This window comes from Amycolatopsis sp. NBC_00348 (assembly GCF_036114655.1).
In the GTDB taxonomy this organism is placed as follows: domain Bacteria; phylum Actinomycetota; class Actinomycetes; order Mycobacteriales; family Pseudonocardiaceae; genus Amycolatopsis.
Window position 1 is genome coordinate 2,921,687 of the sequence record NZ_CP107994.1, and the last position, 15,227, is coordinate 2,936,913.

18 protein-coding genes are annotated in these 15,227 nt (G+C 70.4%); 7 read left to right on the forward strand and 11 right to left on the reverse strand.

The window, feature by feature from the left end:
• The first annotated feature begins 17 nt into the window (after positions 1–17).
• Entirely contained in the window at positions 18–785 is a 768-nt protein-coding gene (locus tag OHS58_RS12825) for a polyprenol monophosphomannose synthase (RefSeq protein ID WP_326949648.1), read from the forward strand.
• Here OHS58_RS12825 and OHS58_RS12830 read toward each other — a convergent pair.
• Positions 772–1,530, reverse strand: a complete 759-nt coding sequence (locus tag OHS58_RS12830) for a class I SAM-dependent methyltransferase (RefSeq protein WP_328648352.1) — start codon at positions 1,528–1,530, stop codon at positions 772–774. The two genes, OHS58_RS12825 and OHS58_RS12830, sit on opposite strands and share 14 nt — an antisense overlap.
• A gap of 11 nt (positions 1,531–1,541) precedes the next feature.
• Positions 1,542–2,303: a DeoR/GlpR family DNA-binding transcription regulator gene (locus tag OHS58_RS12835; RefSeq protein ID WP_328648353.1), complete on the reverse strand. Its 762-nt coding sequence runs from the start codon at positions 2,301–2,303 to the stop codon at positions 1,542–1,544.
• 48 nt (positions 2,304–2,351) lie between these two features.
• Here OHS58_RS12835 and OHS58_RS12840 point away from each other — a divergent pair, with 48 nt between their 5' ends.
• Entirely contained in the window at positions 2,352–3,020 is a 669-nt protein-coding gene (locus OHS58_RS12840; RefSeq protein ID WP_328648354.1) for an NUDIX domain-containing protein, read from the forward strand.
• A gap of 163 nt (positions 3,021–3,183) precedes the next feature.
• Here the strand turns inward: OHS58_RS12840 and OHS58_RS12845 are convergent, their stop codons facing one another.
• From OHS58_RS12845 to OHS58_RS12855, 3 genes are all read right to left on the reverse strand, one after another.
• Entirely contained in the window at positions 3,184–3,531 is a 348-nt protein-coding gene (locus OHS58_RS12845; protein ID WP_003081521.1) for an RNA polymerase-binding protein RbpA, read from the reverse strand.
• 225 nt (positions 3,532–3,756) lie between these two features.
• Complete coding sequence (locus tag OHS58_RS12850) at positions 3,757–4,521, reverse strand: thymidine kinase (protein WP_247051822.1); 765 nt, start codon at positions 4,519–4,521, stop codon at positions 3,757–3,759.
• Between the two features lie 21 nt (positions 4,522–4,542).
• Positions 4,543–5,943, reverse strand: coding sequence for an MFS transporter (locus tag OHS58_RS12855; RefSeq protein ID WP_328648355.1), 1,401 nt, complete (start codon positions 5,941–5,943; stop codon positions 4,543–4,545).
• Between the two features lie 245 nt (positions 5,944–6,188).
• Between OHS58_RS12855 and OHS58_RS12860 the strand changes: the two genes are divergently transcribed.
• On the forward strand, positions 6,189–6,860 hold the full coding sequence (locus OHS58_RS12860) for a transglycosylase family protein (RefSeq protein ID WP_328648356.1): 672 nt from the start codon (positions 6,189–6,191) through the stop codon (positions 6,858–6,860).
• Positions 6,861–6,905: 45 nt separating this feature from the next.
• Here OHS58_RS12860 and OHS58_RS12865 read toward each other — a convergent pair whose 3' ends face one another.
• Positions 6,906–8,048: a hypothetical protein gene (locus OHS58_RS12865; RefSeq protein WP_328648357.1), complete on the reverse strand. Its 1,143-nt coding sequence runs from the start codon at positions 8,046–8,048 to the stop codon at positions 6,906–6,908.
• Between the two features lie 99 nt (positions 8,049–8,147).
• Positions 8,148–8,930 carry a glycerophosphodiester phosphodiesterase gene (locus OHS58_RS12870; RefSeq protein ID WP_328648358.1) on the reverse strand — a complete coding sequence of 261 codons (783 nt, stop codon included), beginning with the start codon at positions 8,928–8,930 and terminating at the stop codon, positions 8,148–8,150.
• Between the two features lie 66 nt (positions 8,931–8,996).
• Here OHS58_RS12870 and OHS58_RS12875 point away from each other — a divergent pair, with 66 nt between their 5' ends.
• Entirely contained in the window at positions 8,997–9,377 is a 381-nt protein-coding gene (locus OHS58_RS12875; protein ID WP_326949640.1) for a hypothetical protein, read from the forward strand.
• A 791-nt stretch (positions 9,378–10,168) separates the two neighbouring features.
• Here OHS58_RS12875 and OHS58_RS12880 read toward each other — a convergent pair.
• Both OHS58_RS12880 and OHS58_RS12885 read right to left on the reverse strand, forming a co-directional pair.
• Positions 10,169–11,131 (reverse strand): tyrosine-type recombinase/integrase, encoded by a 963-nt coding sequence (locus OHS58_RS12880; RefSeq protein ID WP_247051816.1) that lies wholly within the window; start codon positions 11,129–11,131, stop codon positions 10,169–10,171.
• Between the two features lie 568 nt (positions 11,132–11,699).
• The gene (locus OHS58_RS12885; protein WP_328648359.1) at positions 11,700–12,215 is read right to left on the reverse strand and encodes a GNAT family N-acetyltransferase; all 516 of its coding nucleotides are present in this window, start codon (positions 12,213–12,215) and stop codon (positions 11,700–11,702) included.
• A 41-nt stretch (positions 12,216–12,256) separates the two neighbouring features.
• Between OHS58_RS12885 and OHS58_RS12890 the strand changes: the two genes are divergently transcribed.
• Both OHS58_RS12890 and OHS58_RS12895 read left to right on the forward strand, forming a co-directional pair.
• On the forward strand, positions 12,257–12,814 hold the full coding sequence (locus OHS58_RS12890) for a helix-turn-helix domain-containing protein (RefSeq protein ID WP_326949639.1): 558 nt from the start codon (positions 12,257–12,259) through the stop codon (positions 12,812–12,814).
• A gap of 49 nt (positions 12,815–12,863) precedes the next feature.
• Positions 12,864–13,508 carry a DUF1345 domain-containing protein gene (locus tag OHS58_RS12895; RefSeq protein ID WP_328648360.1) on the forward strand — a complete coding sequence of 215 codons (645 nt, stop codon included), beginning with the start codon at positions 12,864–12,866 and terminating at the stop codon, positions 13,506–13,508.
• Here OHS58_RS12895 and OHS58_RS12900 read toward each other — a convergent pair.
• Entirely contained in the window at positions 13,495–14,472 is a 978-nt protein-coding gene (locus OHS58_RS12900; protein ID WP_328648361.1) for an SDR family NAD(P)-dependent oxidoreductase, read from the reverse strand. The genes OHS58_RS12895 and OHS58_RS12900 overlap by 14 nt on opposite strands.
• Before the next feature lie 58 nt (positions 14,473–14,530).
• On the opposite strand from OHS58_RS12900, the gene OHS58_RS12905 reads away from it, so the two are divergent.
• Positions 14,531–14,986 (forward strand): DNA topology modulation protein FlaR, encoded by a 456-nt coding sequence (locus OHS58_RS12905; protein ID WP_328648362.1) that lies wholly within the window; start codon positions 14,531–14,533, stop codon positions 14,984–14,986.
• Here OHS58_RS12905 and OHS58_RS12910 read toward each other — a convergent pair.
• Positions 14,970–15,146 (reverse strand): hypothetical protein, encoded by a 177-nt coding sequence (locus OHS58_RS12910; RefSeq protein WP_328648363.1) that lies wholly within the window; start codon positions 15,144–15,146, stop codon positions 14,970–14,972. The genes OHS58_RS12905 and OHS58_RS12910 overlap by 17 nt on opposite strands.
• Between the last annotated feature and the right edge of the window lie 81 nt (positions 15,147–15,227).

A 15,227-nucleotide genomic window follows, 5' to 3' on the forward strand; every position in this document is an offset into this window, starting at 1 on the left:
ATATCGGAGGAGCACGGATGTCGCAGGCGCCGCGGGGGGCCCGGGGAATCGAGCCGGTGCTGGTGGTGATCCCGACCTACAACGAGCGGGAGAACCTCGGGCCGATCCTGGACCGCCTGCACAAGGCACTTCCGGATGTGGACGTGCTGGTCGTGGACGACGGCAGCCCGGACGGGACCGGTGAGCTCGCCGACGAGCGCGCCGCGGCCAACGAGCGCGTCCACGTGCTCCACCGGACGGAGAAGTCCGGCCTGGGCGCCGCCTACATCGCCGGGTTCCGGTGGGGCCTGGCCCGGGAGTACAACACCATCGTCGAGATGGACGCCGACGGCTCGCACGCGCCCGAGGACCTGCCCCGGCTGCTGGACGCGGTCGGCGACGCCGACCTGGCCATCGGCTCGCGGTACGTGCCCGGCGGCAGCGTGGTGAACTGGCCGGTCAACCGGCAGATCCTCTCCCGCGGCGCCAACGTCTACTCGCAGCTCGCGCTGGGGATGCGCGTGCGCGACATCACCGCCGGCTTCCGCGCGTACCGGCGTCCGGTGCTGGAGAAGCTGGCCCTGGACGAGGTCAACTCGCACGGCTACTGCTTCCAGATCGACCTGACGCTGCGCACGGCCGACGCCGGGTTCGAGATCGTCGAGGTGCCGATCACGTTCACCGAGCGCGAGATCGGCGAGTCGAAGATGAGCGGCTCGATCATCCGCGAGGCGTTCCTGCGGGTGGCGACGTGGGGCGTGCAGCGCCGCACACAGCAGCTGAAGCGGCTGTTCAAGCGCGGCTGAGCGCCGTCACGATCCAGGCCTTGGAGCCGAGGAAGACGCCGTCGGGGGTCTCGTGCGCGGTGAACGCCGTGCGCAGCCGATCCACGGCGGCGTCTTCGTCCCGCCCGGCGAGCAGTTCCTTCGCGTCCTTGAGGCCGAGGGTGAACTCGACCGCGGTCGCGGTGTCGGGCCCGTAGCAGACCGGTTCGCGCACTTCGGTGAACTCGACGCCGGTGAAGCCCGCGCCTTCGAGCAGCGCCCGCGTGCGCTCCCGATTGCCGAGAGAGAAGTGCGATCCGGCGGGTGGCGGTGTCGTGCCGGGCGCCAGCGCGTCGTGGAGCACGGAGTACCACTCGTTTCGGTCGCGCTCCTGCCAGACGAGCAGCACCACACGCCCGCCGGGCCGCAGGGCGCGCGCGATGTTGCTGAAGGCCGCGGGCGGGTCGGGGAAGAACATCGAGCCGAACCGGCTGAGCGCGACGTCGAACCGCGCGGCCGGGAACGGGTGCGTTTGCGCGTCGGCGACCGCGAACGTGGCTTCTCCGCGTTCTGAGGCCGTCGCGATCGCCGCCTCCGAGACGTCGACGCCGAGGACGGTCCCGGTCACCGACGCCCGAGCGGCCTCCCGCGTCGACTCGCCGGTGCCGCAGCCGACGTCCAGGACGTCCTCGCCGCGGGTGACGGCCGCCGCGGCCCGGAAGCGCTCGTTGTGCGGCCGGACCTCGGCGTCGAACAGCGCCGCGAACTTCACCCGGTGCTCGGTCATGTGGTTCCCCCTCAGTGGCCGGCGAGCCGCAGCTCGACGCCGAGTTCTGCAAGTTTCCGCACGTTCGGATCGGTCTCGTCGGCGTCGGTGATGATTCCGGCGACGTCGGCGAAGGGCAAGACCGCGCACCGCGACGCCGCGCCGAGCTTCTCGGCGCTCGCCAGCACGTACGTGTCGGCCGCGCGCCGGGCCAGCGTCCGCTTCATCGCGGCTTCCTCGGCGTCGCCGGTGGTCAGGCCGGCCTCGGGGTGGACGCCGGTGACGCCGAGCAGGAAGACGTCGGCGCTGATCGCCTGGGCGGCCTCGGCCGCGGCGGCGCCGCAGGTGACCGCGGAGTGCCGGAACAGACGCCCGCCCAGCAGGAACACCTCGATGCCGTCGTGGTCCAGCAACGCGGCGGCGACGGTCGGGCTGTGCGTCACGACGGTCGCCACCAGGTCACGGGGCAGCGCCTTCGTGACGGCCAGGGACGTGGTCCCCCCGTCGAGGATGACCGTCGACCCCGGCCGGACCAGGCCGGCGGCGAGGGCGGCCACCCGGTCCTTGCCCGCGACGGCGATCGACGTCCGGCTCGCGTAGTCGGCGACGGCGGGGGAGACGGGCAGCGCCCCGCCGTAGACGCGCTGGCAGAGGCCGGCCGCGGCGAGGTCCCGCAGGTCACGGCGGATGCTGTCCTCCGAGACGCCGAGCTCGGCCGCGACGTCTTTGGCCAGCACCTTGCCCTCGGCGGCCAGCCGGCCCAGCAGCAGCTCGCGGCGTTCCCCGACCAACATGCACGATCCTCCTTGTTCGTTCCGAGTCGTGCACATTATGGTCGCGGCATGACCCCTTCGACAAGCGTGCCCGGCCTCGACGTCCCCGACCACCGCGGCCGCACCGGCCTCGACCGGGCGGGCCGCGACCTGGACCGGAACCCGCGGGTGCGCGTCACCGACGTCGAACTGCTCGCGGCCGGCTGGCACGTGCTGCGCCGCACGACGTTCGTCTACGACCACGGCGACGGGCACCGGACGACCGAGCAGCGCGAGACCTACGACCGCGGCAACGGCGCCACCGTGCTGCTCTACGACCTCGAGGGCGCCACGGTGCTGCTGACCCGGCAGTTCCGTTACCCGGTCTACGTCAACGACCACCCCGACGGGATGCTGCTGGAGGCCGCGGCCGGGCTCCTGGACGACCAGGACCCCGAGACGGCCATCCGCCGCGAGGCGCAGGAGGAGACCGGCGTCCGCATCGGTGAGCTGGAGCACGTGTTCGACGTCTACACGAGCCCGGGCTCGGTCACCGAGCGGCTGCACTGCTACGCGGCGCCGTACCGCCCGGCTGAGCGCGGCGCCGGCGGCGGGCTCGCGGAGGAGGGGGAGGACATCGAGGTGGTCGAGCTGCCGTTCAAGGAGGCCCTGGCCATGGTGGGCACGGGGGAGATCGCCGACGCCAAGACGATCATGCTCCTGCAGTGGGCGGCCCTGGAAGGCCCGTTCAGCCGTTAGCCGTGAGGGGCACCCTCAGGGCTTGTACGTCCCTGAGGGTGCCCCTCACGACCGAAGGGCCCAGGCAGCCGGTGTGCGGGCATGCGAAAGGCCCCCGCGGGGGGAGGTCGCGGGGGCCTTTCCGTTGTGGTGGGAGCAGGCTACGAGCCGAGTCCCGAAGAGGTCACGCGGACCGGGAGGTCCGGCGGCCCTTCAGCTCGGCGAGACGTTCGTTCAGCAGGTCCTCGAGCTCGGGGATGGTGCGCCGCTCAAGCAGCATGTCCCAGTGGGTCCGCGGCGGCTTGACCTTCTTCTGCTCGGGCTGCCCGCCATCGACGATCTCGGACTCGCTGCCGTGCAGCCGGCATTCCCACACCGTCGGGATCTCGGCGTCGTCGGAGAACGGCACCTCGAACTCGTGGTTCTTGGGGCAGGCGTAGCGCACGGTGCGTCGCGGGGCGAGGTCGTGGTTGCGGTCGGTCTCGTAGCTGACCGCTCCCAGCCGGCTTCCACGAAGAACACGGTCGGCCATGATGGGTCCTTTCAGTCAGCTCCGGGGTGGAGCCAGGGTGGTGCTCACCCTATGCAACGACTCAGGATCTCCGGGGATTCCCGGTTCACCATGTCGTTGCTCACGATGAGCTGCGTCACCCGCCGGGATCAGCTTCCACTAGTAGGAGGCATTTCGCGCTCCGGCGTGACGTCAATACGGCCTTCTTAGTGCTGATATCCCCCGGATGGGCTACTCGGGCATCTCTCAGGTCAACCGTAACTGACCGTGATGAGCGGTAACGGGCCCCAGGTCACCCGCCCGAAAGTGGCGACGACACAATACCTGATAACGCAAAGTAGCCGTTTCGGCCTCAAATCGTGCTGAAGCTGAAGTTTCAACTACGGATTGTTCGGTATCTGCCACGACCACCGTATCGCCTTCGCGCACAACCTCGCCGTCGAGCACCCGCGCGTTGAACCGCCCGGTCAGCCCGCACCAGCACAAGACCTCCACCTGGACCGGCTGCAGCTCGTCCGCCAGTTCGAACAGACGTGCGGCCCCCGGGAACAGCTTGCTCCGGAAATCCGTCGCGATCCCGAAGCAGTAGACGTCGATCTGGACCTCGTCGGCCAGCTCGGCCAGCTGGTCGACCTGCCCGGGGGAGAGGAACTGCGCCTCGTCCACCACCACGTAGTCCACGTGCTGCCCGCGCGCCCACTCCTGTCGCACCAGGTCACGCACGTCGGTGTCCTCACCGACCTCCACCGCCTGCCGGCTCAACCCGATCCGGCTGGAGATCTGCGGCGCGCCCGAGCGGTCGTGGCGCACCAGCACCAGCCCCCGTCTGCCCTGGCGCGCGTGGTTGTGGTCGATCTGCAGCGCCAGCGTCGACTTCCCGCAGTCCATCGGCCCGTAACAGAACTTCAGCCGGCCCACCGGCGGCGTCCCGCGGCGCGAACCGGCCGCGGGAACCGACGACAGCGCGTCCGTGGGATCGGGGCCGGAGGCCCGGTCGTTCAGCGAGGTCACGACAGTCGACCCTATCGGGGACTACAGCACCTCGGGCGGACGGTTGCCCGCCGCCACGATCGCGCGCCGCACCGGGACCAGCGCGACCAGCACCAGACCGGCCACGAAGAAGATCACCAGCGCCACGATCGCCAGCCGGAACGACCCCGTCGCCTGCCCGACCCCCGCGAACACCAGCGGCCCCAGCCACGACGTCCCGCGCTCGCCCACGACGTAGAGCGAGTAGTACTGCGCGTCCTTGCCCTGCGGGATCATCTGGCTGAACAGCGACCGCGACAGCGCGTTCGTCCCGCCCAGCACCAGCCCGATCCCCACCGCCACCGCCAAGAACTGCACCACCTTCCCAGGCTGGATGAAGTACGCCCCGACCAGCACCACGATCCACAGCACCAGGCTGCCCAGGATCGTCCGCTTCGCCCCGTACCGCCGCGCCACCAGCCCGTGCAGCGTGCCACCCAGGTAGGCCACGAACTGGATCACCAGGATCGTCATGATCAGCACTTCGTCGCCGAACCGCAGCTCGTCCTTGCCGTACTGCGCCGAGACCGCCACCACCGTGGTGATGCCGTCGGTGAAGATCAGGTAGCTGCCCAGGAACGCCAGCGTCAGCGGGAACGCCTTCGCCGAGACGATCGTCCGCCGCAGCTCGCCGAACCCCGCCCGCAGCACCGACGTCCCCGGCGCGACATCCACCGGCGTGTGGTTGCGGGGGAGCGCCCGCACCGAGGGAACGGTGAACAACGCCCACCACAGGCCCGAGGTCAGGAAGCAGATCTGCACCGCGGTGCCCTTGGACACCCCGAAGGCGTCGTGGCCGAGGTAGAACCCCAGCTGCAACGCCAGCGCCAGGCCACCGCCCAGGTACCCGAACGCCCAGCCCTTCGCCGAGATGTCGTCCCGCTCGTCCGGCCCGCCGATGTCCACCAGGAACGAGTAGTAGACGACCAGCGAGCCGCCGTACCCGATGTTCGCCACGATGAACAACGCCGCACCCAGCTGCCAGTCCGACCCGGCCATGAAGAACATCGCCGCCGCCGCGGCCGCGCCCAGGAACGCGAACCCGCCCAGGATCCGCCGCTTGTTGCGGCTCCGATCCGCCACCGCGCCCGCGATCGGCAGCACCAGCACCTGCACCACGGTCGCCACCGACAGCAGGTAACCCCACGTCGAGCCGGCCGGGAAGTGCAGCCCGAACAAACTCACGTCGCAGTTGTGCAGCGTGTCCGACGCGCCGGACGCGTCGACACAAGCGTGGTCCCCGTTAAGGGTGAAGTTCGACTTCGCGTCCTCGGCCGCGATCGTGCTCATGTAGAGCGCGCCGAACACCGTCGTCGTCGACGAATAGAACGGCGAATTCGCCCAGTCGTAGAAATACCAGCCCCAGCGCTCGCGCTTGGTCGAGCGCGTTCCGGCCAGCGTCATCCACGGCTCCTCAGGGTCAAGAACGTCCAGGTCAGCGGGGAGACTACTGGGCGGTACCGCCGCCGGTCCCGAAGTTCGACGAAACCGTGTCCGGTTCGTCGCACCGTGATCATCCGCCACTTCCGTGGCAATCACATTCGACGCGTCACGGCGTGTCGCTCGGCGGGGTGAACGGTGTTTCGTGTGAGACTCGTGCTAGCAGTGTGTCTCTTGTGGTCAAAGGGGCACCCTCTTACTGTGCTCGCATGATCCACAACCGCCGACGCACCGTGGCGAGAATCTTGCTTCTCGCCTTCGCCGCTTTGGGTCTGCAGCTGACTGTTCCCGCCATCGCCTCCGCGGACCCCGCGTCGAGCGCCTGGGCCAAGCTGCGCATGTGCGAGTCGAGCGGCCGCTACGCCACCAACACCGGCAACGGCTACTACGGCGCCTACCAGTTCGACCTCCCCACCTGGCGCAGCGTCGGCGGCGCCGGCCGCCCCGACCAGGCCGCCGCCCACGAACAGGACTACCGCGCCCTCTACCTCTACCGGATGCGCGGCTGGCAGCCCTGGCAGTGCGCCGGCATGCTCAAGCTCTCCGGCGACGGCGACGCCCGCAGCAAGCGCGTCCCCAGCTACGCCGACTCCGCCTACATCGGTGGCGGCGGACCGGCCCCCGCACCGACCCCGCCACCCCCGAGCGGCAAACCCGCCTGGCCCGGCGTCGTCTACGCCTACGGCGACTGCGCCGCCCCGCTCAAGACGTTCCAGCTCCGCATGAACGCCTTCGGCTACGGCTTCACCGGCACCGGCTGCTACCTCGAGAAGACCAAGGAAGCCGTCCTCGCCCTCCAGCGCGCCAACGGCATCAAGGACTCCGGCCTCCTCGGCCCCAAGACCTGGGACGCCGCCTGGAACGGCAAACCACCCCGCTGACGCCGGCGCCGGGCCGGGGGAGCTGCCCCCGGCCCGGACCGGACGTCACGGCAGGGGATAGAAGTAGTACCCGTCCCCGTCCAGCACGTGGTTCTCCGCCAGGAACCGGGTGAACCGCCGCTGGAACTCCGCGTGGTCGGTGTCCAGCACCGGCCGCACCGTGAACGACGACGTCGCCGAAGCACCCTGCACGCTCTCGTCGACCGGATACGCACCGCACACGTTGGTCAGCCCACCCGAGTGACGGTTCCAGAACGGCCCCCACGTACTCGCACACCTCGCCTCCGCCGCCACCCGGTGCGCCTCACGCGCCGCGACGTCGTAGAACAACCGGTTCTGCGGCCCGGTGAACCCGGCCGACCCACCCGACGTTCCCGGATAACCCGCGTACCGCCCGGCCGGTGCGACGTCCCGCACGAACCGCCCCGTCTCCGCGATCGGCAGCTCACCCGCCGAGAAGTCGAACATCGGCGTGAACCACGTCCGCAGCACGCAATCCGCACCCCGCACGTACGCCGGATCCGACTGACGCGCCACGTCGCACCGCACACCCGTCCCCATCGACGACCCGGTCAGCGTGAACCGATCGTCCGTCTCCGCCACCAGCCGCGACGACACGATGTAGGACGTCCGCTTCTCCGCGGCCACCGCCGCCGACGCCCCCGTGGCCGGCGGGTCCTCGCCGTCCAGGGAGAACACCTCCGTGACGTCGGGCGCCGCCTTCCACTCCGCGATGCTCTTCACCACCGGCACGACCGACCGGTCACAGAACCCGGCGCCACCCGTCGGCGGCCCGCACAGGATCGACACCCCGAACCGCGCCGTGTCCGCCACGTTGTCCGTCCGCCAGTTCACCAGCCGGTGCGCCATCGCCACCTGCCGCGAGTCCTTCAGCACGTTCAGCGTCGAGAACACGTACGCCGACGCCGTCCCGTCCACCGCGCACGCCGGCTCCGGGCACGCGTAGTGCGCGAACTTCAGCTCCGTGAACCAGCACGCCCCGAAGGCGCTCTTCACGTAATAGCCGTGCCGCGTGTCCACATGACACTCGTCCAGCGACAACGGCTGATCCACCGGAGCCGTGTAGGGCTCCGAATTCGGCGGCGGCCCCGCCGCCTCACCCGGCACAGCGACCAGACCCAGCAACGCCAGCACGGCGCAGAGCAGCACAACAGCACGTCTTCGCATGGATTCCCTCCCCAAGGAAGCCCGGAACCGGGCGGAAACCCACGCTAGCGAGACCGGCGCGAACCGGTCACTCCGGCGAACAGGTGGACAAAATTCCCGTCACGCCTGCTGCCAGGTGCCCCGCTCGATCAGCACCTCACGCAGCAGGTCCGGCCGGTCCGTCACGATCCCGTGCACCCCGAGGTCCAGCAGCGTCCGCATCTCCGCCGGATCGTCGATCGTCCACGTGTGCACCTCGATCCCGGACCGCCCCGCCATCGACACGAACGACTTGTCCACCACCCGCAACGCCCCCTGCCGCACCGGCACCTGCGCCATCACCCCCAGCACCAGCCCGCCCAGCGGCAGCAACGGCAGCTTCCCGCGCGCCCACAGGGCCAGCACCGACCGCGGCCCGACCGCCGTCACCAGCTCCGGCCCCGCCAGCTTCCGCAACCGCGCCAGCCGCGCGTCCGAGAAGGACGCCGCCGCCACCCGGTCCCGCGCACCCGTCCGCTCCAGCACCTCCACGAACGGCTCCACCGCCCGATCGACCTTCACATCGATGTTGAACCGCGCCTCCGGCAGCTCCTCCAGCACGTCCTCCAGCCGCGACAGCGCGACCTTGCCCCCGACCTTCACGTTCTTCAGCTGCGCCCACGTCTGCGACGCGATCGCCCCCGACCCGTCCGTCGTCCGGTCCAGGTGCGTGTCGTGGTGCACTACCACCACACCGTCCGCCGTCGCGTGCACGTCCGTCTCGATGTACCGGTACCCCTCCGCGAACGCCCGCTGGAACGCCGGCAGCGAGTTCTCCAGCCCCGCCAGCTCGTCGAGGTGCCAGCCACGGTGCGCGAAGGCACGGGGGAGCGGATCGGCCAGGTACGGGAAGGACGCGCGCATCCCCCAAGTGTGCACTTCCGCCATGACCCCGGCATGAGCAGACGATGGCCAGCTAGGGTCTCCCGGGTGAGGGAAGCCGCCGAACTAGCCCAGCCACCCGTGGACGACCTGGCCCCGGCCCGCCGCGGCGCCCCGAAGCACTGCGGCTGGTGTGGCCGACGCCTCCCCGAAGGCGGCAACGTCGGCCGCCGCCGACGCTACTGCGGTCAGTCCTGCCGCCAGCGCGCCTACGAACGCCGGACAGCTCTGCAGCGCAGCGGCCTCCCCGAAGACGCGGTCGTGCTCTCCGACACGGAGATCGCCGCACTGCAAGATCGCCTGTTCCAGCTCCGCTGCGCCGCCGAGGACATCGTCACCGCAGCGGACGACGGAGCCGACGCGGGAGAGCTGCGCGGCCTCGCCGCCGACATCGCCCGAGCAGCCAAGGACCTCGAACAACTCCGCTGACCCACGGCGGCCAGTGCGCGAGTGGCTGTTTGTGTGAGGTAACGCGCAAGCGGACACGTGCACGACTGGCCCTCTCACGCGCCGAGCCGAGCGCGAGTGACCGTTCGCGTGTGAGCAACGCTCAAGGGGACACGTGCACGGCAGTCACGACTGGCCCTTTGGCGCGTAGGGGCAGAGCGCGAGTGGCCCTCTCGCGCCTGGGTCGGCGCGACTGGCCCGTTCGCGCGTGCGACAGGGAGCCAACGGGCCGCTCGTGCACCGGCCTAAGTGCGAGAGGGCCGTTCGCGTCCTCGGGGCATGGCACAAGTGGCCCGTTCGCGCCTGATGTGGCGCACGAGCGGTCCATTCGCACACACAGCTTGGCGTGAATGGACCGCTCGTGCGAGATAGAGTCGCCCGCGCACCGGGGGCATGGCACGGACCTGGCCAGGGGAGCGAGTGCTGGGGTAACGCACACGAAGACCACTCCCGTGAGGTGCCTCTCAAGAGAGCCGAGCGGCGCACCCGGCTCGGCGCGGTCGCACAGGGAACTCCCGACCGCCCGTCGGAAAGCTGACGGGGAGAAAGCTGACGGGGGACAGTCGGCCAGGCGCTGTCTGCTCCAGGCATGCATGGATCGCGGCCCCCACCGTGGTACGAGTGGCCCGTTCGTGCCCGATAACGCGCGAACGGGCCGTTCGCGCGGCCTGCACGACTGGCCCGTTCGCGCCGTTGATGCCCCACAGTCCGCAGAACTCAGCTGACCGGGCTCGCTCGACAGCCCCCACCCGCAGAAACTGCCTGAGCTGCCGTCAGCTCAAGCCGTCCAGGGCGCGGTACGTGCGGTTGCTCGCCGCCGCCGCGCGTTGCTCTCGGCCCGTTGCCTCGATGTAGTTCTGGCTCGTCGCCAAGCTCGCGTGACCCAGCAGCGCCATGATCTCCGATGCCGTCGCGCCGTCCTCCGCCAAGCGCGTCGCGAACGTGTGCCGCAACGCGTGCAGGTTCGCGCCCACCGGCACCCGGTCGTGCAGACCCGCGCCCCGGTAACACGACTTCACCAGGTACTCCAGCGCGCCCCGGCCGATCGGCTCGCCCGCGCGGTCCACCAGCAACGGCGAACCAGGGGAGGACCGCACCCCCGGGAACCGCACCCGGCACGACTCCCGGTACCGCTCGATCAGCTCCGCCAGCACCGGCTGCACCGGGATCGACCGATCCCGGCTGCCCTTCCCCTTCACGTGCAACCGCAGCTCACCGGCGCGCCCCACCAGCGACCGCGGCGTCAGCGCCCGCATCTCCGCCGCCCGTAGTCCCGCCACCAGCCCCAGCGCGATCACCAGCACGTCCCGCTCCGGCCACGGGTCCCGCGCCCGCCGCGAACCGGCGGCCGCCGCCGACAGGAGCTGCTCCGGGGTTTCCTCACCCCGCAACGGTTTCGGCGTCAACGCCGGCGTCCGCGGCCGCGCCACCGCACCCATCGGGTTGCCCGCCAGCAGCCCGTCCGCCACGCAGAACGTCAGGAACTGGTTCCACGTCGACCAGGCCCGCAGCACCGAGCTCTTCGCGTGCCCGTCCGCGAAGACCCCGAACACCGAGCGCAGCGCCTGCCCGGTGAGGTCGGCGACCGCCAGGTCCTCGGCGGGGCGGCCGAGCTCCGAAACCAGGAGAGTGGTGATCCCGGCCAGATCCCGGCGGTAGGCGTCAGTGGTGTGCGGCGAGTCCTTGCGCGGCCGGCGGGCGGCGAAGAAGGCTTGCTGGGCCTCGGAAACCTTCATGGTGGATCTTGTACCGTACGGCACCGACAATTCCGCTCACCGGGTCCCGTCCAGTTTCATGCATAATGGCAATTATGCATGAAATGTCGGAATCGACGGGAATCCGCTCCCGGGGGATCCCGGATCTCGCCTGACGGCCTTCGAGGCCCTCTGACGGCTCATCTGACAGCCCGCGGGGCATACGCACACATGTTCGACTGTCGCTTGAGGGCATCCGGGCCTGAAGCTGGCCGAGGGCGGACCCGGAGGATGGCTCCCGATGAGCCCGCCAAGTCCCGACGACGTGCGTTCGGCCTAACATTGCGTACTCTAGTTTCGTCACCGTGACGTTTTACGGTCGGGTGACGGGACATCGGATCCGCGGCTCCAGGGGATGTCTCTCGCGGTCCCAAGGAGCCCTCCCTCGTGCCCCTGAGGCTCAGGAGACTCCGTACGTCGGCACCGACGCGTCACTCCCGGCCGTTCTCTCAGGAGAAGCCGTCCTGACGAAGAACCCCCGCCGAGTTCGGCTTCTTTCGCCCCTCTTGGGTGTCCGCCGCGGGCACCGCCCTAGTGCCGATAATGTACATTATGTCAAGTAACCGGGATCTGGCGCTCCCTCGTCGTCCGAGAGGTCCTTCTGGACCCAGGCGACGTCACGCCAGGCTCCGTGCTTCCAGCCCACCTTGCGGTAGACGCCCGCGGGCTCGAACCCCAGTGCGCGGTGCAGCCCGGCGCTCGCGTCGTTCGGCATCGCCATCCCGGCGAACGCCCGCCGGTATCCGCGTTCCCGCAGTCTGCTGAACAACGCCTCGTACAACGCGCGCCCGGCGCCTGTGCGGCGTCGGCCTGGTTCCAGGTAGATGCTCGTCTCGCACGACCACCGGTACGCGGCGCGCTTGGCGAACGGGCCGGCGTAGGCGAACCCCAGTACCTGTCCATCCTCCTCGAGGACGAGCCAGGCGTGCGCGCCGGCGATGCGGCGGGTCATTTCTCCGGTGTCGGGTGGTTCGGTTTCGAAGGAGATCACCGTGTCGGTGACGTAGGGCGCGTAGATGGCGGCGCAGGCGGCTGCGTCGTCCGGTGTGGCGTCTCGGACCTTCATGGCTCCTATGGTAGCCATATTGAGTCGTATAGTATCAAGTGATGACCGATCCCCTGACTCTTCGGCTGGCGGCGACCGTGCACGCGGCGCGGACGTCCCGAGGCCTGTCCGTCGCCGTGCTGGCCGAGGATTCCGGGGTGTCCCGGGCGATGATCGGGAAGATCGAGCGGGGTGACGTCCAGCCGACGGCGGCGTTGCTGGCGAAGCTGTCGTCCGCGCTGGGGATGACGCTGACGGAGCTGATCGCGCGGGCCGAGGGTGACGAGCGGCGGTTGGTGCGGGCGGCGGAGCAGCCGGTGTGGGTGGATCCGGATTCCGGGTACCGGCGCCGGTCGGTCTCCCCCGCGTCCGGGCGGCCGTTGGAGCTGGTGGAGATCGAGCTGCCGGCGGGTGCGGCGGTGCCGTTGCGGGCGAGCACGTTCCTGCACCAGCAGATCTGGGTGCTGGCCGGGCACCTGCGGATGCGGGAGGGTGCCGAGGTGCACGAGCTGGACGCCGGGGACTGCCTGCAGCTGGGGTCCGCGCCGGACCGGGTGTTCGAGAACCCGGGGTCGCTCCCCTGCCGGTATCTGGTCGCGCTGGTCCCCCGGGCCACCTGACCAGGTGATCCCGGGTGCCGTCGGGGCGTGGGGCCGTTAGTTTCGCGCGATGCGGTGGCTGCGGAGGGTCTGGTACCGGTGCGCGGAGTTCCTGCTGGTGTTGCTGGGGCTGGGGTGGTTGATCGCGCCGAACACCGGGCTGGACGTCGTGTTCCTGCTGGCGTGGGACGTGTTCGCGCTGGTGGCGATCGTGTCGCGGTGGGTGCGGATCCGGCGGTACCGGCTGGTGGGTGACGAGGTGGAGCCGTCGTGGTTGCACAGTCTTTTGGGGCGTCGGTGGAACTTCGCGGCGACGCTGGTGGTGAGTGTGGTCGGGATGACGGCGGGTGGGTTGATCCTGGTGGCGAACGCGATCGCCGAGGAGGACGACGAGATGGCGTCGGTGCTGCAGATCAGTGCGGTGCCGGCGGTGCTGGCGGCGTGGATCCTGCTGCACTTCGGGTACGCGGACCGCTATGCGCACCTGCACTACCAGGCCGCGCCGGAGCCGGGGTTGCGGTTCCCGGCGACGGAGCGGCCCAATTTGCTGGACTTCGCGTATTTCGCGTTCACGGTGGGGACGTCGTTCGCGACGTCCGATGTGGAGGTGCGGGCGCGGCCGATCCGGTACACGGTGCTGACGCACAGCGTGGTGTCGTTCGTCTACAACACGGCGATCCTGGGGATCGCGGTGGGTGTGATCACCGGGAAGTAGCGAAGGCGTCGACGCCGGTGAGGTCGGCCGAGAGGGTCCAGAGGCGGTCGGCTTCGGCGGGGTCGGTGGCGTGGGGCCGGACGCCGTGGCGGAGGCCGACGTCGGTGACGCCGTCGCCGGCGGGGGCGGGTTCGGCGATGTCGCAGTCTTCGAGGTAGACGCCGCCGAGGCCGTCGAGCCGGGGTGAGGTGGCGGCCCAGACCTGGGTGGCGGCGCCGGCTTCGGGGGTCTTGAAGTAGGCGCTGGGGGTGCCGTTTTCGTCGATCCAGCCTTGGGCGACGCGTTCGTCGTGCGGGATGTGGCGGGTGAGGTGGGTGAGGATCGAGCCGGGGTGCAGGGCGAAGGCGCGCACTCCCCTGGCTTGGCCGAGGCGGTCGAGGTGGACGGCGAAGAGGATGTTGGCGGTTTTGGCCTGGCCGTAGGCGAGCCACTTGTCGTAGCCGGTCTGGAAGTGGGGGTCGGTCCAGCGGATCGGTGAGAAGTGGTGGCCGCGGGAGGAGACGGCGATGACGCGGGCGTCGTCGGTGATGGCGGGCCAGAGGCGGTTGACCAGGGCGAAGTGGCCGAGGTGGTTGGTGGCGAACTGGGCTTCCCAGCCGGGGCCGACGCGGGTTTCGGGGGTGGCCATGATGCCGGCGCCGGTGATGACGATGTCGAGGCGGCGGCCGGTGGCGTGGAAGCGGTCGGCGAAGGTGTGGACGCTGTCGAGGTCGGCGAGGTCGAGTTCGCCGACCTCGGCGCCGGTGATGCCGGTTAGTGCTTCTTGGGCGACGTCGGGGCGGCGGGCCGGGACGACGACGTGTGCGCCGGCGCCGGCGAGGGCGCGGGTGGTTTCGAGGCCGATGCCGGAGTAGCCGCCGGTGACGAGGGCGAGCTTGCCGGTGAGGTCGATGCCGTGGAGGACGTCCGTCGTGGTGCTGGTGGCGTCGAAGCCGGAGCCGATCTGGCGCTGAGGGGTGCCCATGGTTTCGACCGTAGGAGCTGGAGTGCGCTCCAGGGCAAGTCCGGGTGAGGATGGCGGGGTGGAGCGGGTGCTGGTGCTGGGGCGTGGTGGCGCCGGGAAGTCGACGTTCGCGCGGCGGCTCGGCGTGGTGTGCGGGTTGCCGGTGGTGGAGCTGGACGCGGTGTTCTGGGCGGCCGGGCTCGCGGGGTTGTCGCGGGTGGAGTGGGTGACGCGGCAGCGGGAGCTGGTGGCCGGGCCGCGGTGGGTGCTGGAGGGTGATCTCGGGCCGTACGACGTGCTTGAGGTGCGGCTGGCGGTGGCGGACACGGTGGTGTTGCTGAACTTCTCGCTGGTGCGGTGTGTCTGGCGGGCGGTGCGGCGGGGCCGGGAGCGGGCGGACTTCTGGTGGTGGGTGCTGGGGTACCGGCGGCGGTCGTTGCCGGGGTTGCGGCGGGTGCTGGCGGAGTCCGGTGTGGACGTCGTGGAGCTGCGCTCCCCTGGTGCGGTGGAACGGTTTCTCAGGAGCGCAGGTTGAGGGCCGTGACGGCGTGGTCGGTCCAGGCGGCGACGAGCACGGCGGCGGTGGCTTCGGGATCGGTGACGTCGGCTCTCCCCTGGTCCCGCAGGGTGGTGATCCAGGCGGTGCCGCGGCGGTAGAGGGTGGCGAAGAGGTGGGATGGGCTCGTCGAGGTCATGGACCCACGGCGTTACGCGGCGGGTCGACCTACAAGCTGGGGCCGATCGACTGGGGCCGCCGTGAGGAGGACGTCACCTGG